27 protein-coding genes are annotated in these 26,014 nt (G+C 73.4%); 14 read left to right on the top strand and 13 right to left on the bottom strand.

The window, feature by feature from the left end:
• Positions 1-4: 4 nt before the first annotated feature.
• The 5 genes from ACQPZA_RS27910 to ACQPZA_RS27890 all read right to left on the bottom strand — a co-directional run bounded on the left by ACQPZA_RS27910 (position 5) and on the right by ACQPZA_RS27890 (position 4,898).
• Positions 5-1,279, bottom strand: coding sequence for a sulfate adenylyltransferase subunit 1 (locus ACQPZA_RS27910; RefSeq protein WP_433275140.1), 1,275 nt, complete (start codon positions 1,277-1,279; stop codon positions 5-7).
• On the bottom strand, positions 1,279-2,190 hold the full coding sequence (gene cysD, locus ACQPZA_RS27905) for a sulfate adenylyltransferase subunit CysD (RefSeq protein ID WP_433275139.1): 912 nt from the start codon (positions 2,188-2,190) through the stop codon (positions 1,279-1,281). The genes ACQPZA_RS27910 and cysD overlap by 1 nt, the downstream gene beginning before the upstream one ends.
• Positions 2,187-2,891, bottom strand: coding sequence for a phosphoadenylyl-sulfate reductase (locus ACQPZA_RS27900; protein WP_169400434.1), 705 nt, complete (start codon positions 2,889-2,891; stop codon positions 2,187-2,189). Before ACQPZA_RS27900 ends, cysD begins: the two co-directional genes overlap by 4 nt.
• A 150-nt stretch (positions 2,892-3,041) precedes the next feature.
• A complete protein-coding gene (locus tag ACQPZA_RS27895; RefSeq protein WP_169400433.1) occupies positions 3,042-3,209 on the bottom strand; it encodes an Insertion element protein in 168 nt (55 codons plus the stop codon).
• Between the two features lie 18 nt (positions 3,210-3,227).
• Positions 3,228-4,898, bottom strand: coding sequence for a nitrite/sulfite reductase (locus ACQPZA_RS27890; protein WP_433275136.1), 1,671 nt, complete (start codon positions 4,896-4,898; stop codon positions 3,228-3,230).
• 294 nt (positions 4,899-5,192) lie between these two features.
• On the opposite strand from ACQPZA_RS27890, the gene ACQPZA_RS27885 reads away from it, so the two are divergent.
• Positions 5,193-5,807 carry a hypothetical protein gene (locus ACQPZA_RS27885; RefSeq protein ID WP_433275135.1) on the top strand — a complete coding sequence of 205 codons (615 nt, stop codon included), beginning with the start codon at positions 5,193-5,195 and terminating at the stop codon, positions 5,805-5,807.
• 7 nt (positions 5,808-5,814) lie between these two features.
• On the opposite strand, the gene ACQPZA_RS27880 is transcribed toward ACQPZA_RS27885, so the two are convergent.
• Positions 5,815-7,293 (bottom strand): FAD-dependent oxidoreductase, encoded by a 1,479-nt coding sequence (locus tag ACQPZA_RS27880; protein ID WP_433275134.1) that lies wholly within the window; start codon positions 7,291-7,293, stop codon positions 5,815-5,817.
• Between the two features lie 334 nt (positions 7,294-7,627).
• Here ACQPZA_RS27880 and hemW point away from each other — a divergent pair, with 334 nt between their 5' ends.
• From hemW to ACQPZA_RS27855, 5 genes are all read left to right on the top strand, one after another.
• Positions 7,628-8,788 carry a radical SAM family heme chaperone HemW gene (gene hemW / locus ACQPZA_RS27875; protein WP_433275133.1) on the top strand — a complete coding sequence of 387 codons (1,161 nt, stop codon included), beginning with the start codon at positions 7,628-7,630 and terminating at the stop codon, positions 8,786-8,788.
• Between the two features lie 313 nt (positions 8,789-9,101).
• Positions 9,102-9,902, top strand: coding sequence for an esterase/lipase family protein (locus ACQPZA_RS27870; protein ID WP_433275132.1), 801 nt, complete (start codon positions 9,102-9,104; stop codon positions 9,900-9,902).
• Between the two features lie 110 nt (positions 9,903-10,012).
• Positions 10,013-10,201, top strand: coding sequence for a helix-turn-helix domain-containing protein (locus ACQPZA_RS27865; protein ID WP_433275130.1), 189 nt, complete (start codon positions 10,013-10,015; stop codon positions 10,199-10,201).
• Positions 10,128-10,433: a MerR family transcriptional regulator gene (locus tag ACQPZA_RS27860; protein ID WP_433283024.1), complete on the top strand. Its 306-nt coding sequence runs from the start codon at positions 10,128-10,130 to the stop codon at positions 10,431-10,433. Before ACQPZA_RS27865 ends, ACQPZA_RS27860 begins: the two co-directional genes overlap by 74 nt.
• 106 nt (positions 10,434-10,539) lie before the next feature.
• Positions 10,540-11,262 carry a DUF2306 domain-containing protein gene (locus tag ACQPZA_RS27855; protein ID WP_433275128.1) on the top strand — a complete coding sequence of 241 codons (723 nt, stop codon included), beginning with the start codon at positions 10,540-10,542 and terminating at the stop codon, positions 11,260-11,262.
• Positions 11,263-11,264: 2 nt separating this feature from the next.
• Here ACQPZA_RS27855 and ACQPZA_RS27850 read toward each other — a convergent pair whose 3' ends face one another.
• From ACQPZA_RS27850 to ACQPZA_RS27820, 7 genes are all read right to left on the bottom strand, one after another.
• Positions 11,265-12,047: a methyltransferase domain-containing protein gene (locus ACQPZA_RS27850; protein WP_433275126.1), complete on the bottom strand. Its 783-nt coding sequence runs from the start codon at positions 12,045-12,047 to the stop codon at positions 11,265-11,267.
• Positions 12,048-12,071: 24 nt separating this feature from the next.
• Positions 12,072-12,902 carry an ABC transporter permease gene (locus tag ACQPZA_RS27845; RefSeq protein WP_169397336.1) on the bottom strand — a complete coding sequence of 277 codons (831 nt, stop codon included), beginning with the start codon at positions 12,900-12,902 and terminating at the stop codon, positions 12,072-12,074.
• Positions 12,899-13,813: an ABC transporter ATP-binding protein gene (locus ACQPZA_RS27840; protein ID WP_433283022.1), complete on the bottom strand. Its 915-nt coding sequence runs from the start codon at positions 13,811-13,813 to the stop codon at positions 12,899-12,901. Before ACQPZA_RS27840 ends, ACQPZA_RS27845 begins: the two co-directional genes overlap by 4 nt.
• Positions 13,814-13,824: 11 nt before the next feature.
• Entirely contained in the window at positions 13,825-14,952 is a 1,128-nt protein-coding gene (locus ACQPZA_RS27835; protein ID WP_433275125.1) for a hypothetical protein, read from the bottom strand.
• 26 nt (positions 14,953-14,978) lie between these two features.
• Positions 14,979-15,545, bottom strand: coding sequence for a hypothetical protein (locus tag ACQPZA_RS27830; RefSeq protein ID WP_433275123.1), 567 nt, complete (start codon positions 15,543-15,545; stop codon positions 14,979-14,981).
• Between the two features lie 232 nt (positions 15,546-15,777).
• Positions 15,778-15,990, bottom strand: coding sequence for a helix-turn-helix domain-containing protein (locus tag ACQPZA_RS27825; RefSeq protein WP_169397333.1), 213 nt, complete (start codon positions 15,988-15,990; stop codon positions 15,778-15,780).
• A 99-nt stretch (positions 15,991-16,089) separates the two neighbouring features.
• Positions 16,090-16,653, bottom strand: a complete 564-nt coding sequence (locus ACQPZA_RS27820; RefSeq protein ID WP_433275122.1) for a hypothetical protein — start codon at positions 16,651-16,653, stop codon at positions 16,090-16,092.
• Between the two features lie 321 nt (positions 16,654-16,974).
• Here ACQPZA_RS27820 and ACQPZA_RS27815 point away from each other — a divergent pair, with 321 nt between their 5' ends.
• The 8 genes from ACQPZA_RS27815 to ACQPZA_RS27780 all read left to right on the top strand — a co-directional run bounded on the left by ACQPZA_RS27815 (position 16,975) and on the right by ACQPZA_RS27780 (position 25,791).
• Positions 16,975-17,448: a MarR family winged helix-turn-helix transcriptional regulator gene (locus ACQPZA_RS27815; RefSeq protein WP_169397331.1), complete on the top strand. Its 474-nt coding sequence runs from the start codon at positions 16,975-16,977 to the stop codon at positions 17,446-17,448.
• Between the two features lie 75 nt (positions 17,449-17,523).
• Complete coding sequence (locus tag ACQPZA_RS27810) at positions 17,524-18,960, top strand: MFS transporter (protein ID WP_433275121.1); 1,437 nt, start codon at positions 17,524-17,526, stop codon at positions 18,958-18,960.
• 125 nt (positions 18,961-19,085) lie between these two features.
• Positions 19,086-20,105, top strand: coding sequence for a heat-inducible transcriptional repressor HrcA (hrcA, locus tag ACQPZA_RS27805; RefSeq protein ID WP_433275120.1), 1,020 nt, complete (start codon positions 19,086-19,088; stop codon positions 20,103-20,105).
• A 67-nt stretch (positions 20,106-20,172) separates the two neighbouring features.
• Positions 20,173-21,333, top strand: a complete 1,161-nt coding sequence (gene dnaJ / locus ACQPZA_RS27800) for a molecular chaperone DnaJ (protein WP_433283020.1) — start codon at positions 20,173-20,175, stop codon at positions 21,331-21,333.
• Positions 21,334-21,418: 85 nt separating this feature from the next.
• On the top strand, positions 21,419-22,162 hold the full coding sequence (locus tag ACQPZA_RS27795) for a 16S rRNA (uracil(1498)-N(3))-methyltransferase (protein ID WP_433275119.1): 744 nt from the start codon (positions 21,419-21,421) through the stop codon (positions 22,160-22,162).
• 295 nt (positions 22,163-22,457) lie between these two features.
• The gene (locus ACQPZA_RS27790; RefSeq protein WP_433275118.1) at positions 22,458-23,264 is read left to right on the top strand and encodes an alpha/beta hydrolase family protein; all 807 of its coding nucleotides are present in this window, start codon (positions 22,458-22,460) and stop codon (positions 23,262-23,264) included.
• 107 nt (positions 23,265-23,371) lie between these two features.
• A complete protein-coding gene (locus ACQPZA_RS27785) occupies positions 23,372-24,145 on the top strand; it encodes a cyclase family protein (protein WP_433275117.1) in 774 nt (257 codons plus the stop codon).
• Positions 24,142-25,791, top strand: coding sequence for a thiamine pyrophosphate-binding protein (locus ACQPZA_RS27780; protein ID WP_433275116.1), 1,650 nt, complete (start codon positions 24,142-24,144; stop codon positions 25,789-25,791). Before ACQPZA_RS27785 ends, ACQPZA_RS27780 begins: the two co-directional genes overlap by 4 nt.
• Positions 25,792-26,014: the final 223 nt, after the last annotated feature.

Genomic DNA, 26,014 nt, shown 5'->3' with positions numbered 1-26,014 from the left:
GCGGCTAGGTGGCCAGCCGGAGCGGGCTGCCGACCAGGCCGGCCGCCAGCGTGTTGCCGGTGGACGGGTCGATCAGCAGGAAGCTGCCGGTGGCGCGGATGTCGGCGTAGTCGTCGACGGGCAGCGGGTCGGCCGTGCGCAGGCTGACGCGTGCGATGTCGTTGATCCCCAGCTGCTCCGGAGCGTCCACATAGGACACGGTGTCGGTGTCCAGCCGCTCGCCCAGCGCTCCGACGATCACCTGGGTGGTGCGCGCGCCGTGCTTGAGCAGCAGCCGGGCGCCCGGCCGCAGCGGCTTGTCCGACAGCCAGCACAGCGTGGCGTCGAGCGCGTCGGTCAGCCGGGGCGGGGCCGTGGCCGAGGCGAGGACGTCGCCGCGGGCGATGTCGATGTCGTCGGTCAGCAGCACCGTGACGCTGCGTCCGGCACCGGCCGCGGCGAGCGGTCCGTCGGCCGTGTCGACGCGTTCGACGGTGGTGCGGCCCCCGCCGGGCAGCACCACGACCTCGTCACCGGGCCGGACGGTGCCGGCGGCGACCTGGCCTGCGTAGCCGCGGTAGTCGTGCAGCTCCTCGGTTCTGGGCCGGATCACGTACTGGACGGGCATGCGGAACGGCGCTGCCACCTCCGGACCGGCCACAGGCACCGACTCCAGGTGCCCGAGCAGGGTCGGGCCGTCGTACCAGGGCGTGCGCGCCGAGCGTTCGACGACGTTGTCGCCCACGAGCGCCGACACCGGGATCGTCACGACGGCCTCGTCGGCGAAACCGAGCGAGCGGGCGAGGCCGGCGAAGTCCTTGGCGATGGCGGCGAGGACGGCCTCGTCGTAGTCGACCAGGTCGATCTTGTTAATGGCCAGCACCAGCCGCGGCACCCGCAGCAGGGCGAGCACGGCGGCGTGCCGGCGCGTCTGCTCGACGACGCCGTGGCGGGCGTCGACGAGCAGGACCGCGAGCTCCGCGGTGGAGGCGCCGGTGACCGTGTTGCGGGTGTACTGCACGTGTCCCGGGGTGTCGGCGAGCACGAACTCGCGTGTGGGGGTGCCGAAGTAGCGGTAGGCCACGTCGATCGTGATGCCCTGCTCGCGCTCGGCGCGCAGGCCGTCCACCAGCAGGGACAGGTCCGGAGTGGCCAGTCCCTTGTCGACCGACGCGCGTTGCACGGCCTCGATCTGGTCGGCGAGCACCGACTTGGTGTCGTACAGCAGGCGCCCGACCAGAGTGGACTTTCCGTCGTCGACGCTGCCGGCGGTGGCGAAGCGGAGCAGATCCCGTGTCACTAGAAGTACCCCTCGCGCTTCCGGTCTTCCATCGCCGCCTCGGAGAGGCGGTCGTCGGCGCGGGTGGCCCCGCGCTCGGTGAGCCGGGACGCGGTGACCTCGGCGATGATCTCCTCCACCGTGGCCGCCGTGGACTCGACGGCACCGGTGCACGAACCGTCGCCGACCGTCCGGTACCGGACGTCCCGCATCTCCAGGGTCTCGGCGCCGCGCGGGCCGCCCCACGGGCCCTCGGCGAGCCACATGCCGTCGCGGCGGAAGACCTCGCGCTGGTGGGCGAAGTAGATCGACGGCAGCTCGATCCCCTCACGCTGGATGTAGCGCCAGACGTCGAGCTCGGTCCAGTTGGAGATCGGGAACACGCGCACGTGCTCACCGGGCGCGTGGCGGCCGTTGTAGAGGTTCCACAGCTCCGGGCGCTGGCTGCGGGGGTCCCACCGGCCGAACGCGTCGCGCAGCGAGATGATCCGCTCCTTGGCCCGCGCCCGCTCCTCGTCGCGCCGGCCGCCGCCGAACACCGCGTCGAACCGGTGCTCGACGATCGTGTCGAGCAGGGGGGTGGTCTGCAACGGGTTGCGCGTGCCGTCCGGGCGCTCGACGAGTCGGCCGTCGTCGATCCAGTCCTGGACGTGCGCCACCTCCAGGCGCAGCCCGAGCCGCTCGACGATCCGGTCGCGGAAGTCGATGACCTCGGGGTAGTTGTGCCCGGTGTCGACGTGCAGCAGCGGGAACGGCACCGGCGCGGGCGCGAACGCCTTGACGGCGAGGTGCACCAGCAGCGTGGAGTCCTTGCCGCCGGAGAACAGGATCACCGGACGGTCGAACTCTCCCGCCACCTCGCGGAAGATGTGGATGGACTCGGACTCGAGGGCCTCGAGCGCGTCGAGGGTGGGGGCTGCGGCGGCGGTCACTGGACGTGCAGCCCGCACTCGATCTTGCCCGTGCCCGCCCAGCGGCCGCTGCGCGGATCCGCGCCCGGCGCCGGCTTCGCGGTGCAGGGGGCGCACCCGATCGACGGGTAGCCCTCCGACACGAGCGGGTTGACCAGCACCCCGTGCTCGGCGATGTAGGCGTCCATGTCCTCGTCGCTCCACGCGGCGATCGGGTTGATCTTCACCAGCCCGAACTTCTCGTCGAACGTGACCAATGGCGTGTTCGCCCTGGTCGGTGCCTCGACCCGGCGGACGCCGGTGACCCAGGCGTCGTAACCCGCGAGCGTCTTCTGCAGCGGGGCGACCTTGCGCAGCGCGCAGCACTGGTTCGGGTCGCGGGCGAACAGGTCCTTGCCGAGCAGCGAGTCCTGCTCCGCGACGCTGTGCTCCGCCGTCGCGTTGACGATCCGCACGTCGTAGCTGTGCTCGACGGCGTCGCGCGTCCCGATGGTTTCGGCGAAGTGGTAGCCGGTCTCGAGGAACAGCACGTCCACCCCCGGCAGCGCGCGGGCAGCCAGGTCGACGAGCACCGCGTCCTGCATGTTCGACGCGACGATCAGCCGCTCGCCGAACGTTCCGGCGGCCCAGGTGAGCAGCTGCTCGGCGGTGGCGTCCGGGCCCAGCTCGGCCGCACCGCGCTCGGCCACCGCCCGCAGGTCAACCTCTGTCGCAAGGCTCATCGTGCTCCCTCGCTGCGCTCGGTCGCCCGCTTCGCGGCGACGCTGTGTTGATGGTTCGCTGCGCAAGCTCCGCTCACCGTGCTCCCTCGCTGCGCTCGGTCGCCCGCTTCGCGGCGACGCTGTGTTGATGGTTCGCTGCGCAAGCTGCGCTCATCGAACTGTCTCCGCGATTCCGATTCCGACGAGTTTCAGCGAGAACGTCCGCAGGCAGTCGGCGCAGTACCAGGCGCCGTGCGGCACCTTCTCGGTCTGCTCCGCGGGACGGAGGTCCTCCTCGCCGCAGTACGGGCAGTAGAAGGGGACGGCACGCTCAGACATTCCGGCTCACCTCGCGCCTCATTTGAGATCGCCCTCCGCGGCCCGGGTGACCCACTGGGCGAACCGCTCGCCGTCCTCGCGCTGGTCGACGAAGCGGCGGACGACCCGCTCGACGTAGTCGCCCAGCTCAGCGCTGGTGACCTTGAGCCCGCGCAGCTTCCGCCCGAACCCGGCGTCGAGGCCGAGGCCGCCGCCCAGGTGCACCTGGAAGCCCTCGACCTGCGTGCCGTCGGCGGCGGTGACGATCTGGCCCTTGAGCCCGATGTCGGCCACCTGCGTGCGGGCGCAGGCGTTGGGGCAGCCGTTGAGGTGGATCGAGATCGGGACGTCCGGGCTGACGTCGGCGAGCCGGCGCTCCAGCTCCTCGACCAGCCGGATCGCCCGCTCCTTCGTCTCGACGATGGCGAGCTTGCAGAACTCGATGCCGGTGCAGGCCATCGTGGCGCGCCGCCACGGCGACGGCTCGACCTGCAGGCCCAGGGTGGCGAGCTCTGCGGTCAGCGACGTGACGTTGCGGTCGGGCACGTCGAGCACGACGATCTTCTGCTGCGGCGTGAGCCGCACCCGGCGTGAGCCCGCGGTCTCCGCGGCCTTGGCCAGCGCCACCAGCGTGGCTCCCGAGACGCGCCCGGCGGCCGGTGCGACGCCGATGTAGTTGCGGCCGTCGACCTGCTTGTGCACGCCGATGTGGTCGATCGGGCTCTCGGGGGTGGCGGGCGCGGGGCCGTCCACGAGCTTGCGGCCCAGGTACTCGTCCTCCAGCACGCGCCGGAACTCCTCCGCGCCCCAGTCGGCCACGAGGAACTTGATCCGCGCGCGGTGGCGCAGCCTGCGGTAGCCGTAGTCGCGGAACACCGAGATGATCCCCGCCCAGACGTCGGGGACCTCGTCGAGCGGGACCCACGCCCCGAGCCGCTGCGCGATCTTCGGGTTGGTGGAGAGCCCGCCCCCGACCCACACGTCGAAGCCGGGGCCGTGCTCCGGGTGCTCGACGCCGACGAACGAGACGTCGTTCACCTCGTGCGCCACGTCCTGCTGCCAGGAGATCGCGGTCTTGAACTTGCGCGGCAGGTTGGAGAACTCGGGGCTGCCGATGTAGCGCTCGAGGATCGCGTCGATCGCCGGGCTCGGGTCGATCTTCTCGTCGGCGGAGATCCCGGCGACCGGCGAGCCGAGGATGACGCGAGGGGTGTCGCCACACGCCTCGGTGGTGAGCAGGCCGAGGCCTTCGAGCTTCTTCCAGATCGCGGGCATGTCCTCGATCTGGATCCAGTGGTACTGGATGTTCTGCCGGTCGGTGACGTCGGCGGTGCCCCGCGCGTGGTCCTGCGAGACCTCGCCGATCGCCCGCAGCTGCTCCGTGGTGAGCGCCCCGCCGTCGATGCGGACGCGGAGCATGAAGTAGCGGTCGTCGAGCTCCTCGGGCTCCAGCGCCGCGGTACGGCCGCCGTCGATGCCGGGCCGGCGCTGCGTGTAGAGGCCCCACCAGCGCATCCGGCCGCGCAGGTCGGCCGGGTCGATCGAGTCGAACCCGCGCTTGGAGTAGACGTTCTCGATACGGGCGCGGACGTTCAGCCCGTCGTCGTCCTTCTTCGTGCGCTCGTTCGGGTTGAGGGGCTCGCGGTAGCCCAGCTTCCACTGGCCTTCGCCGCGCTTGCGTTTGCCGGGAACGGACGTGGTGGGGGGCAAGACGGAGCCTCCGGATCGCGGCACGGGCACACCGCGGTCAGGGCGGCAGGCCTCGGCGCCAGCTGAGATGTGGTGGTCGGGGGCGCGAGATCAGCGCTGTCGACAGAGCGCGCTGCTCACCCGGTGCAGGTCCACGTGGCGCCGGGCCACGAGTCGCAGGGTCAGCGCAGTCACAACGGACAGCGTGCCACTTGTCCGGTCTACGATCCATGGACGTCCGCATGCTGGGAGCGGACTCACACGTCTTCGCCGAACGGCCCCGTACCGATGCCCGTCTGCGTAGCGTCTCGCCGCGTGGAGAGCGGAGTGATCGACCTGCGCAGGAGGAGCGCGCCGGGGCTCCTGATCTCGGCACCGATCCTGTGGGGGCTCACCGTGGTGGTCCTCGTCGCCGCGGTCCGGGGCGAGGTGCACGGAGGCCTGACGGCACGGGTGGTCGCCGGGGTTCTGGGGGGCTGCCTCGGGCTGCTCGCGCTCCTCTTGTCGCAGGCGCTGTTCGAGCTTCGACGGCCGCTGCGGCTGCTGATCGACCATGAGGGGATCCGGCTCGACACCGGCCGCCGCAGGCCGGCGTTCCGCCTGGTGTGGACGGAGATCGCCGCGGTCTCGCTGCGCGTCTCCGACCGGCGCCGGCGCATCAGCGCCCAGACGTACATCCGGTGGCTCGACCGGCGGCCGGAGAGGACCCCGATCGTGGTGGCGCTCGAACTCCACCCGGCCGACGCCGAGGCCGTGCGCCGGCACCCCGAACTCCGTACCGCATGGCGGCTCGGCGGCGAGCGATGCTGGCTGTTCGTGGTGTGGGCGGGGCCCGGCGAGCCGCCGCCCGTTGCTCCGCTCGTGCAGCGGTGGCGGCCGGATCTCTGGCGAGGCGAACACTCGGCGTCGATCCTGCCGCACAGTCGCTGAGCTGCCGTCAGGCCGCCTCGACCGGCAGCGGGCGCCGGCCGCGCCGTTCGTTCACCCGCCCGGCCAGCCACCGCAGCCCATGCCGCGCCGCCACGACACCTCGGGCCACCGCCACCCGCCCGTGCACGACGGCGGCCCGCGCGAGCACGGCCGGGGTGAGCAGCGCGTCGGGATGCACCAGCATGAAGCCCGCCGCGGTCACCGCGGCCTCCACTGCGGCGTCCCGGGCCCCGGCGCTCAGGACGTGGCCCGTGAGGCGCCGGGCCAGCCGCTCCCGGAGTGACAGGGGCAGCACGACACCCGTGCGGCGCACGTCCATGATCGTCGACAACCGCCAGGCAGCATCCACCACGACCCGCTGCCGGGCGAAGAACCCGTCGGCCGGAGCATCGAGATCCGGGCCGTCGGAGAGGTACGACTCCAGGCACACGGCATGCAGCGCCGCCGAGGAGATGCCCTGGCCGAAGGTGGGGTTGAACGACGCCACCGCGTCGCCCACCGCCACCAGCCGGGCCGGGAGACGGTGCGGCGGCCCGAAGTCGCGGCGGCGGCTGTCGGCCATGTGGTAGGTCCGGATCGGCCCTTGCGGTTCGCCGGCCGAGACCACCGTGAAGGGTTCCGGCAGGTCCGCCCGCAGCTGCGCGCGGAAGTCCTCGATCGTGCTGCCGGGCCGGTGGTCGCCGTAGGCCGAGATCATCACGATGTAGCGGTCGTCCTCGATCGGCCCGTACACCCCGCCGTTCGTCCGGCCCGGCAGGTCGCGGATGAGCCACATGGGCGGCTCGGGGGTCTCCGTCCTCCGGAAGTACCCGGTGGCGTAGCTCAGCTCGATCGGCAGCCGGAGCAGGTCCGGGCGGTCCCAGCCGGCCCGTTCGAGCCACTCGCCGAGCCGGCTCGCCCGTCCGGTGGCGTCGACGACGAGGTCCGCTCGCTCCAGGCGCTGCTCGCCGCCCGCCTCCACGTGCACGCCGGTCACGGCCCCGCCCCGGCACTCCAGGCCGGTGGCGCGCCCGGTGACCACGGTGACCGCGGGGAGTGCGAGCACCCGGCGGCGGATCATCCCCTCCAGGAACGGCCTGCTCCCCGACATGACGCCGGGGTCGACGCTGCGCAGCCAGCGGTGGCGCCCGGTCAGCGCGGGTCGCAGATCGCGGGACGGGGCCACGAAGGCCCCCGCCGCCACGCAGTCGGCCGAGAAGCCGGGGAACCACCGGTCGAGATGCAGCCGCCCGCCCGCCAGCAGCGCGTGTACCTGCAGTCCGTGCGGCACGCCGGGCCGGTCGTCCACTCCGGGATCGGGCCCGTCCCGCTCGACGATCACGACCTCGGCGGCCACGTCGGCGAGCACCCGCGCTGCCAGCAACCCGGCAACCGACCCGCCCATCACGACGGCTCGCCCCAGCACCTGCCGCGGTGCGGTGGACGTCGTCGTCGACACGAGGTCGGCGAACACGCCGGCCGGCCGGCGCGGCCTGTCGATCGACATCCCGGTCCTCCCGGTCACGTGCCCGGGCGCCCCGGGGTGCCATCGACGCTAGTCACGATCAACACGACCGTCCCGCCCCGCGGCCCGGTTGTGACCGAGGACGCCCCCCGCCCGCCCCCACCCCCGCGAGTCGCCCGTTTCCGCCCCGCGAGTCGCCCGCTTCGGGCCGCGAGTCGCCCGTCTCGTGTGCGCGAGTCGCCCGCCTTCTGCCCGCGAGTCGCCCGTCTCGTGTGCGCGAGTCGCCCGCTTTTCGTCCGCGAGTCGCCCTTCTCCGCAGCCCGCGGACGTACCGGCGAGCTCGTGGTCGGGTGCGCGAGTGGCAGACTGGGATGTCGTGTCCCCCCAGTCGCCGTTCGGCATCTATGTCCATGTGCCGTTCTGCGCGGCCCGGTGCGGTTACTGCGACTTCAACACCTACACACCGTCGGAGCTGGCGGGCTCCGGGGCGTCGCCGGACGGCTGGTTCGACGCGGTGCGCCGCGAGCTCGACCTCGCCGCCCGGACGGTGGGAACCCGCCCCGTCGACACCGTGTTCGTGGGCGGAGGCACGCCGTCGCTGCTCGGGGCCGAGCGGCTCGCCCAGGTGCTCGACGCCGTCCGGCAGACGTTCGGGCTCGCCCCCGGCGCCGAGGTGACCACCGAGTCCAACCCCGAGTCCACGTCGCCGGAGTTCTTCGCGGGCCTCGCCGAGGCCGGGTTCACGCGGGTGTCGCTGGGCATGCAGTCGGCCGCGCAGCACGTGCTGCGGGTGCTCGATCGCCGGCACACCCCCGGCCGGGCGGTCGCCGCCGCGGGGGAGGCCAGGGCCGCCGGGATCGAGCACGTCAACCTCGACCTCATCTACGCCACACCGGGCGAGACCGACGACGACCTGCGGGCCTCGCTCGACGCGGTGCTCGCGGCGGGTGTGGACCACGTGTCGGCCTACGCGCTCATCGTCGAGGACGGCACGGCGCTGGCCCGCCGCGTGGCCCGGGGCGAGCTGCCCGCTCCCGACGACGACGTGGCCGCGGCCCGCTACGAGCTGATCGACGACCGCCTCTCGGCCGCCGGGCTGCACTGGTACGAGGTGTCGAACTGGGCCGCGTCGGAACCTGCGGTCTGCCGGCACAACCTCGGGTACTGGCTCGACGGGGACTGGTGGGGGCTCGGGCCGGGGGCGCACTCGCACCTGGCCGGTGAGCGGTGGTGGAACGTCAAGCACCCGGCGCGGTACGCCACGCTGCTGTCCGAGGGGACGTCGCCGGAGGCGGGCCGCGAGGTGCTGGCGGAGTCCGAGCGCCACATGGAGCGCGTGATGCTGCAGCTGCGCCTGGCGGTGGGGCTCCCGCTGGACCTGCTCGACGGCGAGGGCCGCACCGCGGCCACCCGTGCCGCCGAGGACGGCCTGCTCGATCCCACCGCGCTCGCGACGGGCCGTGCGGTGCTCACCCGCCGCGGGCGTCTCCTCGCCGACGGGGTGATCGGGAGCCTGCTCGCAGGAGCCCCGGCGTGACCCTGCACCGGGCGACTCGCCGGCCGTTGGGTCTCCTCGCAGACCGGGTGTGCTCGTCGCAGGTGCTGTGGGGTCTGCGAGGAGCACGGCGGTTCTGCGAGGACGTGGCCGGGGCGGGTGGGGTGCGGGTGCGGGCCGGGCGACTCGCGCGCGTCAATCGGGCGACTCGCGCTCCCGAAACGGGCGACTCGCGGGGGGTTGGGACGGGGGCGACTCGTGCGCGCGAAACGGGCGACTCGCGGGGATGTCCCCGGCCGCCCGCGAGTCGCCCCTTTTCCGTGGGCGAGTCGCCCGTCAGCGGGGGGCCGCGACCGTGAGCCCTCGGCGGCGGCTGCTGGTGGCGGTGGTGGGAGTGCTCGTCGTGGTGCTCGGGGTGGTCGTCGGGGTGCGGCTGGCCGGCGGTCGCGGCCCGGCCGTCGACCCCGCGGCCCGGCCGGCCCAGGACCGGCTCGGCCCGGTGCTGCTCGTGCCCGGCTACGGCGGGTCCCGCGACAGCCTGCTCACCCTCGCCGGGCGGATCGAGGCCACCGGCCGCACCGCACAGGTGCTCACGCTCGTCGGCGACGGCACGGGCGACCTGTCGGCGCAGGTGGACGTGCTCGACCGCGCGGTCGACACGGAGCTCGCAGCGGGGGCACCGTCGGTCGACGTGATCGGCTACTCGGCAGGTGGCGTGGTCACCGGCCTCTGGGTTGCCCGCGACGACGGCGCCGCGAAGGCCCGCCGCGTGGTCACGCTCGGCGCGCCCCTGGCCGGCACGACGCTCGCGGCAGCCGCGGCGGCGGGCGCGCCGGACGCCTGCCCGGAGGCGTGCCGGCAGCTGGCCCCCGGCAGCGGCGACCTCGCCGAGCTGGCCAGGGCGAACGTCGGTGCGGCCCTGCCGTGGCTGTCGATCTGGACCGCCGACGACGAGACCGTCACCCCGCCGGACTCCGCGCGGCTCGCGGGCGCGGCGAACGTGCCGGTCCAGTCGGTCTGCCCCGGCGCGCGGGTCAGCCACTCCCAGCTGCCGACCGATGCCGCCGTCACCGGGCTCGTGCTGGGGGCGATCTCCCGGGGCGCGCTGCCCACGGGCGGCGACTGCGCCTCGTTGCGCGCCGCGGGAGCGGGCTGACCCGCGGGATCACGGCCATTACCAGCCATTCTCGCCATGTCGGCCACAGACTCGCCGTTTCAGCCGTGCTCGCCATCAGGGCTATATCGGCCAACCGGTAGCGTCCGGGCATGGCGGCGGAACGACTGCTCTCCACGAAGCAGGCTGCCGACGCTCTCGGACTGGCCGAGCGGTCCTTGTCCCGGTGGGCGCGCGAGGGGCGGCTGACCCCGAGGATCGAGACCCCTGGCGGACAGTTCCGGTGGGATCTCGAGGACCTACGGACGCAGCTCCGGGCACTTCGCAGGAAGACCGACTGATCCTCATCGCCCGGGCCTACATTGCCCAGGTGCCCCGAAGGAACGACGGCCGAGGCTGCTCCTGACCAGTGAGCTGGCCGAGGAGCTCGGGGTGTCGGCACGCCTGATCCAGCAGTACCGGCAGGACGGCACCCTCACACCCACGATGGAGACCCCGAAGGGGCACGCCCGGTGGGATCTGGAGGACGTCCGGACGCAGCTCCGCGCTCTGCGGAGAAGGACGGGTGACTAGCGGGCGGTATGGGCTGCCCTACCTCGGAGATGCTGGCGCACCGGCATGACCGAGGGCCGGCCCGGGCGGAGGGTGATCACACCCGCTCCCGATCCGGAGGTCACTGGTGTCCCCCAGCGCTCCCGCCGCCCGTCGCGTTCGCACGCTCGCCCTCCCGCTGGGCGTGCTGACGATCGCTTTCCTCGCCGTCGCCCTCCCGCCCTACCTCGGGCTCGCCCCCGCCCAGGCGCGGCTGTCCGTGCCCGAGGACGTCCCGTGGTTCTACCCCGCGCTGGTGGCGCACATCGGGTTCGGCTCGATCGCCCTGCTGACGGCGTCGTTGCAGGTCTGGCCGTGGCTGCGGCGGACGCATCCCGCCGTGCACCGCTGGAGCGGCCGCGCCTACCTCGCTCTGGGTGTCCTGCCCGGCGGGGTGGCCGTGCTGGCCGTCGCCCCCTTCGCGCAGACGGGGGGCGCCACCGGTCAGGTCGCGAACACCATGCTGGCGCTGCTCTGGCTGGGCACCGCGGTGGCGGGCTACCGCGCCGCCCGGGCCCGGCGGTTCGACCAGCACCGCGAGTGGATGGTCCGCAGCGTCGCCCTGACGTTCTCCATCGTCGCGAACCGGCCGTGGAGCATGCTCTGCATCGCGGTGTTCGCCCCCGAGGTGATGAGCGGGGGCCCCGTCGACCCGGCGGCGCTTGCCCAGGCCGTCGGGGTGTCCATGTGGCTGAGCTGGGTGGTGAACCTGCTGGTCGCCGAGTACTGGCTGAACCGGACCCGGAACCGGCGGGGCCGCCGCCAGGTGCCGGCCGCCGGGGACCGGCGACCGGCGGCTGTCGCCACGTGAGGTCAGGTGGCGGTGGCGAGGAAGACGTAGCGGGTGAGGCTGAACAGGTAGTTGCCCTCGTCGGCGCGGGCGCGCAGGTCGCCGAGCCAGGCCACGGCGTCCTCGGCCGTGACGCTCTGGCGGCCGACGACGAACTCCGCGATGAGCTCCATCATGTTGGCGCTGAACGTCTGCGCATGCAGTTGGGGGTTGAACAGCACCACCACTCGCTGCTCGGGCACGGTGAAGCCGGCGCGGCGCAGCAGGCCGGCCAGCAGGCACGGCAGGTGCGGGTGGACGACGTGCTCCTCCCATGCCGCGATGACCCGGCGGTGCAGTTCCCGGTCGGTCGTGTGCCACACGAGCGAGTCCCAGTCGGTGTCCAGGACCAGCGTCCGCCCGCCCGCCCGCAGCACCCGCCGCAGTTCGGCCAGCGCCCGCGGAATGTCGGGCACGTACTCGTACACCTGCGTGGCGACGGCGGCATCGAACGACGAGTCCGGGTAGGGCAGGGCCACCGCGTCGCCGTCCTCGATGCGGATCCAGGGCCTGGTGGCGCTGCGGGTCCGGGCGATCGCGTTCATCGCCGGGCTCGGATCCAGCCCGTACACGGTGCCGGTCGGGCCGACGGCGTCGGCGAGCGAGGCCGCCAAGTAGCCCGGCCCCGACCCGATGTCGAGCACTCGATCACCGGGCTGCGGAGCGAGCAGCGCGAGCACCTGCGCCCGCTGCGCCACGACGTCGGGCGTCGCGTAGGTCCGCTCGACGCGGCGGGCACTCTCCTCGTCGAACTCGAGAGTCGCCATCGCGAAAGGTTAGGCCCGCACGGGTCAGCTGGTGACGTCCTTCGTGGCGAAGTTGGCCCACGCTGCTCCGAACGCCACGAGCACGTAGGACACCTGGACCTCCGCGCCCTGCCGGACGGCTGTCCACAGGATCGGGACGCGGTAGAGGTCGATCCAGGCCAGCCAGTGCGTGGTCGGGAGGTAGAACCGTAGCGCAGCGGCGGCGTCCAGCGGGAGCAGTGACGCGCTGGTGACGACCACCGCGAGCACCCCCAGCGCGGCGGCGAGCGGGGAGTCGGTGAGCGTGGAGAAGAACAGCCCGATCGCCCCCAGCGCGAGCATGCAGAGCGCCAGGTACCCGACGACGGCCGCGGTGCGGACGGCGAGCTCGCCCGGGGTGATCACCGCCCCCGACAGCGACGTGATGCCACCGGCGCCGCCGAGCGAGGCCCCGGGACCGAACCCGAACGCCGCCACGCCGACGACATAGCTGGTGAGCGTCACCAGCGCCACGGCGATCAGCACGAACGCCGCCGTCGACACGAGCTTGGCCACCAGCAGCCGGAGCCGGCCGACCGGACGGACCAGCAGGTAGCGCAGCATCCCGCTGCTCGCCTCGCCCGCGACGGCGTCGCCGGCCACCACGGCCACAGTGATCGGCAGGAACACGGGGAGCACCAGTGCCAGCGCGGCCGCCGGGAACAGCTGGCCGTTGCTGACGACGGCCGACAGGAACGCCGGGCCCTGGCCGGGTGCCGGGGCCAGCCGGGTGGTGGCCAGCAGCACCGCCACGAGCGCGGGCAGCGCGCAGAGCAGCACCCAGCACAGCCACACCCGGCGGCGGCGCAGCATCAACCCCAGCTCGACGCCGATCACCGCGCCCTCCCGTCCACCCGGTCCGAGCCCGACCCCGTCAGCCCCAGCACCACCTGTTCCAGGGTGCGGCGCTGCGGCGCCAGCTCGGTGACGTGAATCCCGGCGCTCACCAGCCGGGTGTTGAGCGCGGCCGGGTCGTCCTCCCGGACGACCAGCACGTTGCCACTGCGCTCCACCACCTGCCCGTCGAGCAACCCGACCACGGCGGCCGGGTCCGGGGTGCGCAGCAGCACCCGGCCGGTCGGGACGCGCAGCGCGTCCAGGTCCTCGGTCAGCACGAGCCGTCCCGCGTCCATCACGCCGACGCGGGTGCACAGCGCCTCGACCTCGGTGAGCAGGTGGCTGGACAGCACCACCGTCGTCCCTCCCTCGTTCAGCGCGACCAGCAGGTCCCGCATCTCGCCGATCCCGCGCGGGTCGAGGCCGTTGGTCGGTTCGTCGAGCAGCAGCAGCTCGGGGCCGCGCAGCAGCGCCGCCGCGATCCCGAGGCGCTGCCGCATGCCCAGGGAGTAGGCCCGCACCGGCCGGCGGTCGACGCCGCCGAGCCCGACGCGCGCCAGCGCGTCCTCCACCCTCGCGCGCCGGTCGCGTCTCCTGCCTCCCCGGCCCGCGGCGTCGAGCAGCCGCAGGTTGGTGCGTCCGGACAGGTGCGGCCACGCGGCGGGGTTCTCGACGAGCGCTCCGACGCGGGGGAGCACGGTGGCCGCGTGCCGTGGCATCGCGTGCCCGAGCAGCTCCACCGAGCCCGACGTGGGGTGCACCAGGCCGAGCAGCATCCGCACGAGAGTGGTCTTGCCCGAGCCGTTGGGCCCCAGCAGCCCGAACCGGGCGCCCGCCGGCACCCGCAGGTCCACCCCGTCGACGGCCGTGACGCGGCCGTACCGCTTGGTGAGCCCGGTCGTCCGGATCACGTCCTCGGCCGTCACGCCCGCCGCCTGCGTGCGGGGAGCTCGCGGACCGCCTGCTCCAGCAGCTCCGGCACGACCGTCCCGATCAGCAGCACGCCGCTGCGCCTGCTGGTCCGGGCCGCCACCGACACCAGCGGGGTGGCCAGCCGGACCGCGCGACCGGACGGCACCTCCACCGTCGTCCCGCCCGCCACGGCCGCGTTGTCCACCACGCGACCGGCGAGGTCGGCCGTGGCGGGGATGAGCGCGAACGCGGCGAGCCCCGTCCCGTAGATCCCCACTCCGGGCAGGCGGGCGTCCGGCGTGCCGGACAGCGGCATCCTGCTGCGGCCCGCGAGCTGCGCGGGCGGCGGTGGCGCATCGAGCTGGCGCAGGGCACCGCTGACGTCGGCCGCCGACGTCGACACCGTCGCCGCCCCGGGCGGGACGGCCGGGGTGAGCTCCGAGGGGTCGGGGGTGCGGTCATCGACCTCGAGCAGCTCGCTGGTCAGCAGGGGTGGCCCGGTGTGCGGGGCCACCTCGACCCGCAGCGGCAACGCGGTGGCCGGGTCGGCCCAGATGTCCACGGTGCCGATGGTGGTTGCCGGGTCGGACGGCGTGAGCCGCAGCCCCACGGCGGTCCGGCCGGCGACGCGCCTGGCCGGGAGCGTGGTGACGGGATCGGCCGGGGCGAGGCGCAGCAGCCGCCGGGCGAGCTCGGGCGGGAGCAGGTCGGCGGCGCGGGGCAGCCGGATCGGTGCCTCCCCGACCACCCGGGTGAGCTGGTCTCCGCCGAAGTCCCAGACGTACTCCACCCCGTCGAGACGGTAGGTGTCGCGTTCCCCGGCGGGTGTCAGCTGGTCCACCCGCCAGCGGTCGGAGCCTGCGACGAACGCGCGGATGCGTGTGGTGGAGGTGAACAGCGTGATCGCGGACTCCAGCTGGGGGATCTGGGGCAGACCGAGCCTGCCGGTGCTCTCGGCGTACCCGACGTGGGGAGGGACGCTGCCGAGGATCCGCCTGCGCAGGGCGGTGGCGTCGACGTCGACCGCGCCTGCGGGCCACGGGACCGCGCCCGCCGCGACCAGACCTGCGGCACCGGCAGCGACGAGGAGCCAGCGCCGGCTGAAGCGTTGCGCGGCCACGTCACGCCACACTGCCATCGCCGAGGTGACTCCGGGGTGAGGACTCACCTGCGGACGAAGGCCTGCCCGCGGGGGGAGAGCCGGTAGCCGACCGGCAGGCTCTCGGTCAGCCCCAGCTCCTTGAGCTTGCGCACATCGCGCTTGAACGGCAGCGTCTCGCGGCCGAGCCGTTCGGCGAGATCGGGCGCGCGGGTGCCGGGGTGGGCGGCGATCAGGTCCAGCACCGCCGCGGTCCACGGGCCGTGCCGCGACGCCCGGTCCAACCGGTCGAGGCGCTGCGCCAGCTCCGCGCGTTCCGCTGCGCTCAGCGTGGCCTGCGACCGCAGGGCCACGCGCGGATCCGGGCCGGCCGGTCGCAGGCGGATCCGGTAGAGCTGCCCGTCGCCCTCCTGCGCCTTCCGCAGCGCCGCGAGGTCGGCGTAGCCGGCGGCGAGGGCGTCCTGCGCGGTGAGCTGGGCGAGGTCGACCGGCTCGACGGCGGTGAACTCCAGCACGCCCACCGAGGTGCGCTGCGTGCCGCCCGGGCGCACGCGGGGCCGGTCCCAGCGGCGGAACACCGTCGTGACGGCGCCTGCCGCGATGGCCTCCAGGGTGGGCTGCCGGATCAGCACATGTCACATCGTCGCAGGTCCGCACGGGTGCCGGAACTCCTCCGACGGTGGACGGGTGCTCAGGCGAAGGCGGCTCTCTGGTCCCGGGTGACCGTGCGTGTGATCACCAGACTTGGCCCCACTTCGGCCGTCGTTCCGCATCAATGGCTCCACCTGGGGTGGTGATCATCCCGCCTGGGTGCAAGAACGGCCGGCGCCGCGCGTCAAACCGCTGACCACAGCAGACCGAGGATCAGTTCAGCGCCATCATCTTCTGAATCGCCTGCCGCGAAACCCCCAGTTCCCGGGCGATGTCCGCCTGCGACAGGCCACCGTCGAGAAGCTCCTGCATCAAGTCGCGACGCTCAACCGCCAACGCGCGAGCCAATCTGGTGTGCTCAATCGCTTCGGCACGCACCTCCTTGATCCGCTGAAACGTCTCGTCACGGCTCGAGTTCTTCGTCATGCAGCAATCATGACAACCCACGGTTGTCGTTGTCAACCCCTGGTTGTCACACCCCGGCCGCGGTGGCGGGGGCGGAGCGCCCCCGCCACCGCGCACGCCTCAGAACTCCTCGCCGCCGAAGTCGCCGCCGAAGTCCTCGGCCGGCTCGGGCGCGGCCATCTCCTCGCCGGCCTCGGGCTCGTCGCCTTCGAACATGTCGTCGTCGAACAGCGCATCGGCGATCGCGGTGCCGATGAACGCGCCCGCCACGCTCGCCAGCAGCGTGCCGGCGATCATGCTGCCCATCCCCGGGCCCTGCCGGCCGCCGAGGCTGCGCTCCATCGTGCCGGGCTGGCGCATCTCCGCGCGGGTGGCCATCCGCGCCATGTCCCGCGGGTCCGTGGAGCGGGCCCGCTCCGACTCGGGCACGGAGGTGCTCATCTCGGCGAGAACCTGCTGCCGCTGCTCCGGGGTGAGCTTGGCGAAGGCCTCGGCGTGGGCCTGCTCGATCGTCTCGGGAGGTGCCGTCTTCAGCATGTACCGGTAACGCTCGACGGCGACCTCGTCGGGGTCTCGGTCATGGGAGGCCGGGTGCCGGGACCCGGTGTGGTGTGGCCCGGTGTGGTGAGGCGCGGTGTGCGAAGGGGGAGCGAAGCGCTCCTTCAGCTTGTCGAACAGGCCCATCAGTGTGCCGCTCCCGGTCGTCGGTCTTCGCGAAGCTCGCGAAACGGATATCCACTCACGCTGCCCCAAACGATCACCGGGGCGCTCGGGTTCCGCTCGGTGGGGCGCCGCAACCCGAGCGTGACCAGGTGCCGGCGGGCCCGTCCCGGCGCGGGTCGCCCACTGCCGCCCGACGGCATTCGCACAATTCGCGGTATTTGGCCCGATTGTTCTCTTTGCTGCTTTTTTGCTTTGTCAGATCTGGCTCTTCCGAGAATCGGGTCACAGCAGTACTCTCGCCGTCGGACATCATTTCGGGCACCGGACAGTGCGGATACCAAAGTGATCAATGACGACACGGAGACCTTCGACGAGATCGGCCCCGACGCGGGTATCGGAGAAGTGCTCCTCGCGCTCGGTGGACGGCTCACCAGGCTGCAGACCGAGACTCTCGCCGGACTGGACCAACCCCTCACCATCCGGCAGTACCGCATCCTGTCCAGGGTCGGGAGCGGGCACACCTCGCTCACGGCACTGTGCAAACTCGCGCATCGCAACCCGTCCACGATGTCGGAGAGCGTCGACAAGATGGTCACCCGCGGATTCCTCTCCCGCGGCGTCTCCGACACCAGTCGCCGCACCATGCGGCTCGAACTCACACCACTGGGCCTGAGCGCCCGTGACGCCGCCCGGCGGGCGCTGGAGAAGTTCGCCGCCGAGCTCACGACCGGACTGCCGCCGGAGATGCGCTCCCCGCTCCTCGCGGCGCTCCGCCGGATCTACTTCGACATCCAGGGCAACCTGGACGACCGGTAATCGCGACGGGCGCGCCCGACAGCGGCGTCGCCTCGCGAATCTCCAGTTCTCGAGCCACAAGGAGGTGGTCCTCTCATGCCCCATCACGCGGCGACCGCGCCCGGTGCCAGCCCGCTCCTCGACCGGCTGGACGATTCAGGATTCACCACGCGCCATCTGCGGATCTATCTGACGGTGCTGGCCGGGCATTTCCTGGACGGCTTCCTCATCAACGTCACCGGGGTGACGCTCCCCGGAATCGTCGGCACGTTTCATCTCGGGAGCGAGCAGGCCGGGTTCTACTCGTCGGTCCTGTTCGCGGGAATGCTCGTGGGGGCGGCGATCGCGGGCACCGTCTCCGACAGGTTCGGCCGCCGGATCCCGCTGGCACTGTGCCTCCTGGTCTTCGCGGTGTTCAGCCTCGCCGCCGCCTTCGCGTGGAGCTACCCCTCGCTGCTGGTCTTCCGGGCGCTGCAGGGCGTCGGGCTGGGCGCGGAGATCGCGGTGGTGCTGCCCTACATCGCCGAGTTCGCCCCCTCCCGCCACCGCGGCCCGATGGTCACGATGGCGACCTCCGCGTGGCTCATCGGCTTGCCCGTCGCCGCCGCGATCGGTGCGCTGGTCGTGCCGGCGTTCTCGTGGCGGGCCATGTTCGTGGTGGGGACGGTGCCCGTCCTCGTCAGCCTGTTCATGCTGGCGTGGCTGCCGGAGTCGGTGCGCTTCCTGCTGCGCCGCGGCCGGGTGCACGACGCGCGGAAGATCGTCGACTCGCTCTGCCCCGGATCAGCCGGCGCACCGGGGGAGCCCGCCGCCCTCGACGTCGCCCCGTCCGGGTCCGGCGGATCGCTGCGCACCCTCGTGGGCCGGCCCTACCTCCGCTACACGGTCGCGGTCTGGCTGATGGAGGTGTGCGCAGGCGCCTTCCTCTACGGGCTCTCGAGCTGGCTGCCCTCGGTGCTCGAAGGCCAGGGCGCCGGGCTGCTCAAGAGCTTCGGCTACACCGCGATCATCACGTCGGTCGGCGTGGTGGGCGCCATCCTCGCGGGCCAGCTGATCAACCGGATCGGGCGCCGCGTGGTGCTCGGCGTGTCGTTCCTGGCCAGCGGCCTGCTCTGCCTGGTGTGGGGCACCACGTCCGCCGCCGTCGCCGTGGTGGTGCTCGGCTCGGCCGCCACCTTCTTCGGCAGCGGGCTGGGCGGGGCCACGCTGTTCGCCTACGCCAGCGAGCTGTACCCGACGGCGAGCCGCGGCACCGGGATCGGCTGGGCCGCGGCGTGGCAGAAGGTGGGCGGCCTCGTGATGCCGGCCCTCGTGGGGTTCGTGCTGGCCATGCACACCTCGGGCTACGCGTTCTTCCTGCTCTTCGGCGTCATCTCGATCATCGCCGGTCTCGTCGCGCTGGTGGGCACCTTCGAGACGAGGGGCAAGACCGTCGAGGAGGTGACCCGCGAGGTCGTCGCGGGGCGCCGGGCGCCTCTCGCCACGACGCCGTCACTGGCCGGGGCCGCCGACGCGGGTTCGGCAGGCAGCTGAGCCGCATGATCGTCTCCCGTTCCACCCGGAACGTGCGTCCGCCACCGGCTGAGCGACGACGACGGGCTCCTCCCGTGGAGAACACCTAGACTGGTGGGAACACCACGACGGGGGAGGAACGCCGCGTGAACGCCGACGAGCGCCGCTTCGCGGTCCTGCGCGCAATCGTCGCCGACTACGTCGCGACCCACGAGCCCGTGGGCTCGAAGATGATCGTCGAGCGCCACAACCTGGGCGTCTCGAGCGCCACGGTCCGCAACGACATGGCCGTCCTCGAGGAGGACGGCCTCATCGCGCAGCCGCACACCAGTGCGGGCCGGGTGCCCACCGACAAGGGCTACCGCCTGTTCGTCGACCGGCTGGCCCAGGTCAAGCCCCTGTCGGCGGCCGAGAGGCGCGCCCTGCAGGCGTTCCTCGACGGGGCCGTCGACCTCGACGACGTGCTGCGGCGCAGCGTCCGGCTGCTCGCGCAGCTCACCCGCCAGGTGGCCGTCGTGCAGTACCCCACGCTCACCCGCTCCACCGTGCGCCACTGCGAGATCGTGGCGCTCACCCCCGCCCGGCTGATGCTCGTGGTCATCACCGACAGCGGCCGCGTCGACCAGCGGGTCGTCGATCTCGGCGAGGTGCTCTCCGACGACGAGGTCGCCCAGCTGCGCTCCCTGGTCAACGGGGCCCTCGCGGGCCGCAGGCTCGCGGCCGCGTCGGTCGCGGTGGCCGACCTGCCCGACTCCGTCCCGCACGAGCTGCGGGAGGTGGCCATCACGATCTCCACGGTGCTCATCGAGACCCTCGTCGAGCACCCCGAGGAGCGGCTGCTGCTCGGCGGCACGGCCAACCTCACGCGCAACGTCGCCGACTTCCCCGGATCCCTGCGGCAGGTGCTGGAAGCGCTCGAGGAACAGGTGATCGTCCTCAAGCTGCTCGCCTCCGCGCAGGACCCGGGCACCGTCACCGTCCGGATCGGTGAGGAGAACGAGGCCGAGGAGATGCGCGACACGTCGGTCTTGTCGATCGGTTACGGGCCCGGCACCGTGCTGGGCGGTATGGGCGTGGTGGGCCCCACCCGCATGGACTACCCCGGCTCGATCGCGGCGGTCCATGCGGTCGCCCGCTACGTGGGTGAGATCCTGGCAGGGCGCTGACACGGCATTATCGATCCGGCACGAGTTCATGAACGGCTGAGCGAGAAGGACCATGGGGAACGCCAGGGTGGCACGGGACTACTACGGGATCCTGGGTGTCGACAGCGACGCCGGGCCCGACGAGATCAAGCGGGCCTACCGCAGGCTCGCGCGCGAGCTGCATCCCGACGTCAACCCCGACGCGGCGGCGCAGGAGCGGTTCGCCGAGGTCAGCGCGGCGTACGAGGTGCTGTCCGATCCGGAGAAGCGCCGGATCGTCGACCTCGGGGGCGACCCGCTGGGCAACGGTGGCGGGGCCGGGGGACGCGGCGGCGGCGACCCGTTCAGTGCCTTCGGCTTCGGCGACATCATGGACGCCTTCTTCGGCGGCCAGGCCGGCGGCCGCGGGCGCGGCCCGCGCAGCCGGGTGCAGCCGGGGGCCGACGCGCTGATCCGGATGCACCTCACGCTGGAGGACTGCGCCACCGGCATCACGCGCGACCTCACCGTCGACACCGCGGTGCTCTGCTCCGAGTGCACCGGCTCGGGCTGCGCGCCGGGCAGCGCCCCCACGATGTGCGACATCTGCAACGGCCGCGGCGAGGTGCAGAGCGTGCAGCGCTCGTTCCTCGGCCAGGTCGTCACGTCCCGGCCTTGCCCCAACTGCCGCGGCTTCGGCGAGGTCATCCCGGAGCCCTGCCGGCAGTGCGGCGGCGACGGCCGCGTCCGCTCGCGGCGGTCGGTCGCCGTGCGGATCCCGCCGGGCGTGGCCGACGGCATGCGCGTCCGGCTGGCCGGGCAGGGCGAGGTCGGCCCCGGCGGCGGCCCCGCCGGTGACCTGTACGTGGAGGTCGAGGAGGAGGCGCACGAGCTGTTCACCCGCGACGGCGCCGACCTGCACTGCACCGTGGAGCTGCCGATGACCGCAGCCGCCTTGGGCACCACCCTCCCGCTGCCCACCCTCGACGGCATCGAGGAGCTCCACGTGGAGCCGGGCACGCAGGCCGGCACGGTGCGCACGCTGCGGGGCAAGGGAATGCCGCGGCTGCGGTCGTCGGGCCGGGTGGACGGGCACGGCGACCTCATGGTGCACGTCGACGTCGCCGTCCCCACGAAGCTCGACGCCAAGCAGACCGAACTGCTGCGCCAGCTCGCCGAGCTGCGCGGGGAGGAGCAGCCCGACCTCGCGGCAGGCAACCGAAACGGGCACGGCATCTTCTCCCGCCTGCGCGACTCGTTCGGCCGCTGACCCGTGCGCCCACTGATTGCAGCAAAGCCACTTTCATGCCATCTCGTTGCGTGAAAGTGGCTTTGCTGCAACGGGGCAGGCGCTCGTGAGCACCGCGCCCCTGTTCCTCGTCGACGCCCTGCCCGCGGGGGACCACGCGCTCCTCGACGGGCCGGAGGGCCGGCACGCGGCCACCGTGAAGCGGCTGCGGGCGGGGGAGGCCGTGCTGCTGGCCGACGGCCGGGGTGGGCTCGCGCACGCCGTGGTCACCGCCACCGGCCGGGACACTGTGGAGCTCGCGGTCGGCGAGCGCGCCACCGTCGCCCCGCCCGCCCCGCGGGTGGTGCTGGCGCAGGCGCTGGTGAAGGGCGACCGCGGGGAGCTGGCCGTCGAGATGGCCACCGAGGCCGGGGTGGACGTGATCCTGCCGTGGCGGGCGGCGCGGTGTGTGGCGCGGTGGGACGACGGCCCGCGCGGGGAGAAGGCGTTGGCGCGGTGGCGCAGCACGGTCCGCGAGGCAGCCAAGCAGGCGCGGCGCCCGTGGCTGCCGGTCGTCGAGGAGCCCGTGACGACCGAGGCGTTGGCACGGCGGGTGGCCGGTGCGGCCGGAGCCCTGGTGCTGCACGAAGGAGCGGCCACGCCGCTCGCGGAGCTCACCGGTGAACTGCCGGCGGCCGGGGACCTGCTGCTCGTGGTCGGCCCCGAAGGCGGGGTCACCGATGCCGAGATCGCGGCTCTCACGGCAGCCGGCGCGCGTCCCGTGCGGCTGGGCCACGAGGTGCTCCGGGCATCGACAGCCGCGACCGTGGCACTCGGGGCGCTCGGCGTGCTGACCGGCCGCTGGCGCTGACCTGCTGATAGCACTGCTATCGAGCGTGTCATCCGGGGTAGCGACGGTGCGCCAGCCATCGGCCGGCTGGCCGGACTCGCTCGTCATCCGGGTGAGGTACGTCACCCTCGCGCTCGCGCGGAGATACTCTCGGGCGATCCGGTCGCTGACAGGGCCGGGCCGGGCCGTGAGCGTCCGCGTTCACGGGGCCGCCGGAGAGTTCCCCTCTGCCGGCGGAGCCACGTCGCGGTGGGTGTCCCCCCACGTCCGCCGCGACGTGGCATCCTGGCGTCCGGATCGTGTCATGATCCCCCTCGTGTCCCCTCGGCGTTTCGACTACGGCAGCCACCCGAGCCAGTTCGGCGAGCTCACCCTGCCCACGGGCGCAGTGCCCGTCCGCGGGGTCGTCGTCGTCGTGCACGGCGGGTTCTGGCGGCAGGCGTACGGCCTCGCGCTGGGCAGGCCGCTGGCCGCCGACCTCGCCCGGGCCGGCTTCGCGGCGTGGAACATCGAGTACCGGCGGGTGCCGCCCGACGACGGCAGCGAACCCGACCCCGCTGCCGCGGGCGGCGGCTGGACGGGCACGTTCGACGACGTCGCCGCCGCGGTGGACCTGCTGGCCGGACCGGTGCAGGACGCGGTGGACGGCGCGCTGCCGCTGCGCCGGGTGGGCGCGGTCGGCCACTCCGCCGGCGGGCACCTCGCGGCGTGGCTCGCCGCCCGTCCCGGCCTGCCCGCGGGCGCGCCCGGCGCGGCCCCGGCGGTGCGGCTGCGCGGGGTGGTGAGCCAGGCCGGCGTGCTGGACCTCGTCGACGCCGCGGAGCGGGGGGTCGGCCGGGGAGCGGTGGAGCTCCTCGTGGGCGGCCCACCGTCCGCCGTCCCGGACCGCTACGCGCTCGCCTCACCCATCGCCCGCCTGCCGGTCGACGCGCACGTGGTGTGCGTGCACGGCACGGAGGACGTCAACGTGCCGATCCGGCAGAGCGAGCGGTTCGTCGCGGCGGCGGGAGCCGCGGCCGAGCTCGTCGCGTTGCCGGGCGTTGACCACATGACGCTGGTCGACCCGTCGAGCGACGCCTGGCGCGTGTGCCGGGAGGCCGTGGAACGCCTGCTGGTCGGCTGAGCGGAGCCGCCCTCAGCGGTCGCGCTACTGGGCCGGGCATGCGGTCATGCGCAAGGATCAGCGGGAGGACCAGGCCCGCCGATCAACGACCTCCGAGGAGCCTCCACATGCCGGTGCTGCAGGACCTGCTGGACGCGCTGCGTGCCCGCACCATCGAGGTCGTCGACCTCACCGCGCCGCTGCACAGCGGAACGCCGATCCTCCAGCTACCGCCGCCGTTCGCCAACGCATCGCCGTTCGAGCTCACCGAGATCAGCCGCTACGACGAGCGGGGTCCCGCCTGGTACTGGAACGACATCCACACGTCCGAGCACACCGGCACGCACTTCGACGTGCCGGTGCACTGGGTCACCGGGAAGGACGGGGAGGACGTCGCGCAGGTGCCGGCTGCCCGGCTGCTCGCCCCGGCCGTGGTGCTGGACTTCGCCGCGGAGAGCGCGAAGGACCCCGACTTCCTGCTCGAGGTGGACCACGTCCGGGCCTGGGAGTCCGAGCACGGGCCGCTCCCCGACGGTGGGTGGCTGCTCTACCGGACGGGCTGGGACGCCCGCAGCGAGGACGCGGCCGCCTTCCTGAACGCCGACGACACGGGCCCGCACACGCCGGGCATCTCGATCGAGTGCGCGAAGTGGCTCGCCGAGGAGGCCCCGGTGATGGGCCTGGGCGTCGAGACCGTCGGCACGGACGCGGGCGGAGCGCACTCGTTCGACCCACCCTTCCCGTGCCACTCCTTCCTGCTCGGCGCGGGCAAGTACGGGCTGACGCAACTGCAGAACCTGGCCCGGCTGCCCGTCACCGGCGCGGTGGTGATCGCGGGCCCGCTCCCGATCGTCGGGGGGTCGGGCAGCCCCGCGCGGGTGCTGGCGCTGGTGGAGTCGTGACGGCGGGGGAGGCCGGGCCGGGCACCGTCGCCGCGTTGATCGGAGGCGTGCTGGCGGAGCTGGGGGTCGGCCACACCTTCGGCGTGGTGGGCAGCGGGAACTTCCACGTGACCAACGCGCTGCGGGCCGGCGGGGTTCCGTTCGTCGCGGCGCGGCACGAGGGCGGCGCCGCCACCATGGCGGATGCGTACAGCCGCACGAGCGGGCGGGTCGGCGTGCTGTCGGTGCACCAGGGCTGCGGGCTCACGAACGCGATGACCGGGATCGCGGAGGCCGCGAAGAGCCGTACCCCGATGCTCGTGCTCGCGGCCGACACGGGCGGCGCGGCGGTGCGGTCGAACTTCCGGATCGACCAGGACGCACTGGTCGGCGCCGTCGGTGCGGTGGCGGAACGGGTGCACTCGCCGTCGTCCGCGGTCGCCGACACCGTGCGGGCCTACCGGACGGCGGTGGAGCAGCGGCGCACGGTGGTGCTCAACCTGCCGCTCGACGTGCAGGCGGCCGAGGCGCCGCAGCCGTGGCAGGTCCCGGTGCTGCCCGCGCTCGCCCCGGTGCGCCCGTCCGCGACGGCGGTGGCGGAGCTCGCGGCGTTGCTGGCGGCGGCGCAGCGCCCGGTGTTCGTCGCCGGTCGGGGAGCGCGCGGAGCGGGGGAGGAGCTGCGGGCGCTGGCGCAGCGGTGTGGCGCGCTGCTGGCCACGTCCGCCGTGGCCAACGGGCTGTTCCACGACGAGCCGTGGTCGCTGGGGATCTCCGGCGGGTTCGCCTCGCCGCTGGCCGCCGAGCTGATCACGGGCGCCGACCTCGTGGTCGGGTGGGGCTGCACGCTCAACATGTGGACCATGCGCCACGGCGCGCTGATCGGGCCGGGCGCCCGGGTGGTGCAGGTGGACCTCGAGGCCGACGCGATCGGCGCGAACCGGCCGGTCGACCTCGGCGTGGTCGGCGACGTCGCCGCGACGGCGTCCGACGTGCTGGCCGTGGCGGAGCAGCGCAGCGGTTACCGCACCGCGGAGGTGCGGGCGGCGATCACCGAGCACGGCCGCTGGCACACCGTCGGCTACGACGATCTCAGCGGCCCGGACGGCATCGACCCCCGCACGTTGTCCATCGCGCTGGACGAGCTGTTGCCCGCCGAGCGGACCGTGGCCGTGGACTCCGGGAACTTCATGGGCTACCCGAGCGCCTACCTGCAGGTGCCCGACGAGCACGGCTTCTGCTTCACGCAGGGCTTCCAGTCGATCGGGCTGGGGCTGGCCACGGCGGTCGGAGCCGCGCTCGCCCGCCCGGACCGGCTCGCCGTCGCCGCGCTGGGCGACGGCGGCGCGCTGATGGCGGCGGCGGAGCTGGAGACCGTGGCGCGGCTGGGGCTGGCCATGGTCGTTGCGGTCTACGACGACCGCGGCTACGGCGCCGAGGTGCACCACTTCACCGGCGAGGACCACACCACCGTCGCGTTCCCGGACACCGACATCGCCGCGATCGGCCGCGGTTTCGGCTTCGAGGCCGTGACGGTCCGCGCGCGCGACGACCTCAAGGCCGTGGCCGAGTGGGTGGACGGCCCCCGCACCGCGCCACTGCTGATCGACGCCAAGATCGCGTCCGACGGGGGCGCCTGGTGGCTGGCGGAGGCCTTCCGGGGGCACTGAACGTCCGTGCCGAGCGGCTGCGGGCACGGGCACGGGCGGACGACGGCTCTCCCGTCAGCAGCCCGTTGTCCGCTCAGGTGGCTCGGTTCTGAAGGAAGTTCACCGACGACGACATGGCTGTTGCTCGCGAAGGCCAGATCAACGAGCAGGGTGAGGATTCGCTCGACGGCCAGCGCCGTCACGGGCTCGGCTTCCAGCCGCGGGGGTCGATAGGCCCCAACGC

It is taken from the genome of Pseudonocardia xinjiangensis (assembly GCF_050948425.1).
GTDB classification, from domain to species: Bacteria; Actinomycetota; Actinomycetes; order Mycobacteriales; family Pseudonocardiaceae; genus Pseudonocardia; species Pseudonocardia xinjiangensis.
Note: the sequence above shows the minus strand (reverse complement) of the source record. Positions and strands in the feature narration are given on the sequence as shown.

Excerpts from the sequence above, each read along its gene's own strand:
- ACQPZA_RS27850 (WP_433275126.1), bottom strand. The coding sequence starts at position 12,047 with ATGGCGACTCTCGAGTTCGACGAGGAGAGTGCCCGCCGCGTCGAGCGG.
- ACQPZA_RS27825 (WP_169397333.1), bottom strand. The coding sequence starts at position 15,990 with ATGACGAAGAACTCGAGCCGTGACGAGACGTTTCAGCGGATCAAGGAG.
- ACQPZA_RS27810 (WP_433275121.1), top strand. The coding sequence starts at position 17,524 with ATGCCCCATCACGCGGCGACCGCGCCCGGTGCCAGCCCGCTCCTCGAC.
- ACQPZA_RS27880 (WP_433275134.1), bottom strand. The coding sequence starts at position 7,293 with ATGTCGATCGACAGGCCGCGCCGGCCGGCCGGCGTGTTCGCCGACCTC.
- ACQPZA_RS27785 (WP_433275117.1), top strand. The coding sequence starts at position 23,372 with ATGCCGGTGCTGCAGGACCTGCTGGACGCGCTGCGTGCCCGCACCATC.
- ACQPZA_RS27900 (WP_169400434.1), bottom strand. The coding sequence starts at position 2,891 with ATGAGCCTTGCGACAGAGGTTGACCTGCGGGCGGTGGCCGAGCGCGGT.
- ACQPZA_RS27820 (WP_433275122.1), bottom strand. The coding sequence starts at position 16,653 with ATGGGCCTGTTCGACAAGCTGAAGGAGCGCTTCGCTCCCCCTTCGCAC.
- ACQPZA_RS27865 (WP_433275130.1), top strand. The coding sequence starts at position 10,013 with ATGGCGGCGGAACGACTGCTCTCCACGAAGCAGGCTGCCGACGCTCTC.
- ACQPZA_RS27835 (WP_433275125.1), bottom strand. The coding sequence starts at position 14,952 with ATGGCAGTGTGGCGTGACGTGGCCGCGCAACGCTTCAGCCGGCGCTGG.
- ACQPZA_RS27895 (WP_169400433.1), bottom strand. The coding sequence starts at position 3,209 with ATGTCTGAGCGTGCCGTCCCCTTCTACTGCCCGTACTGCGGCGAGGAG.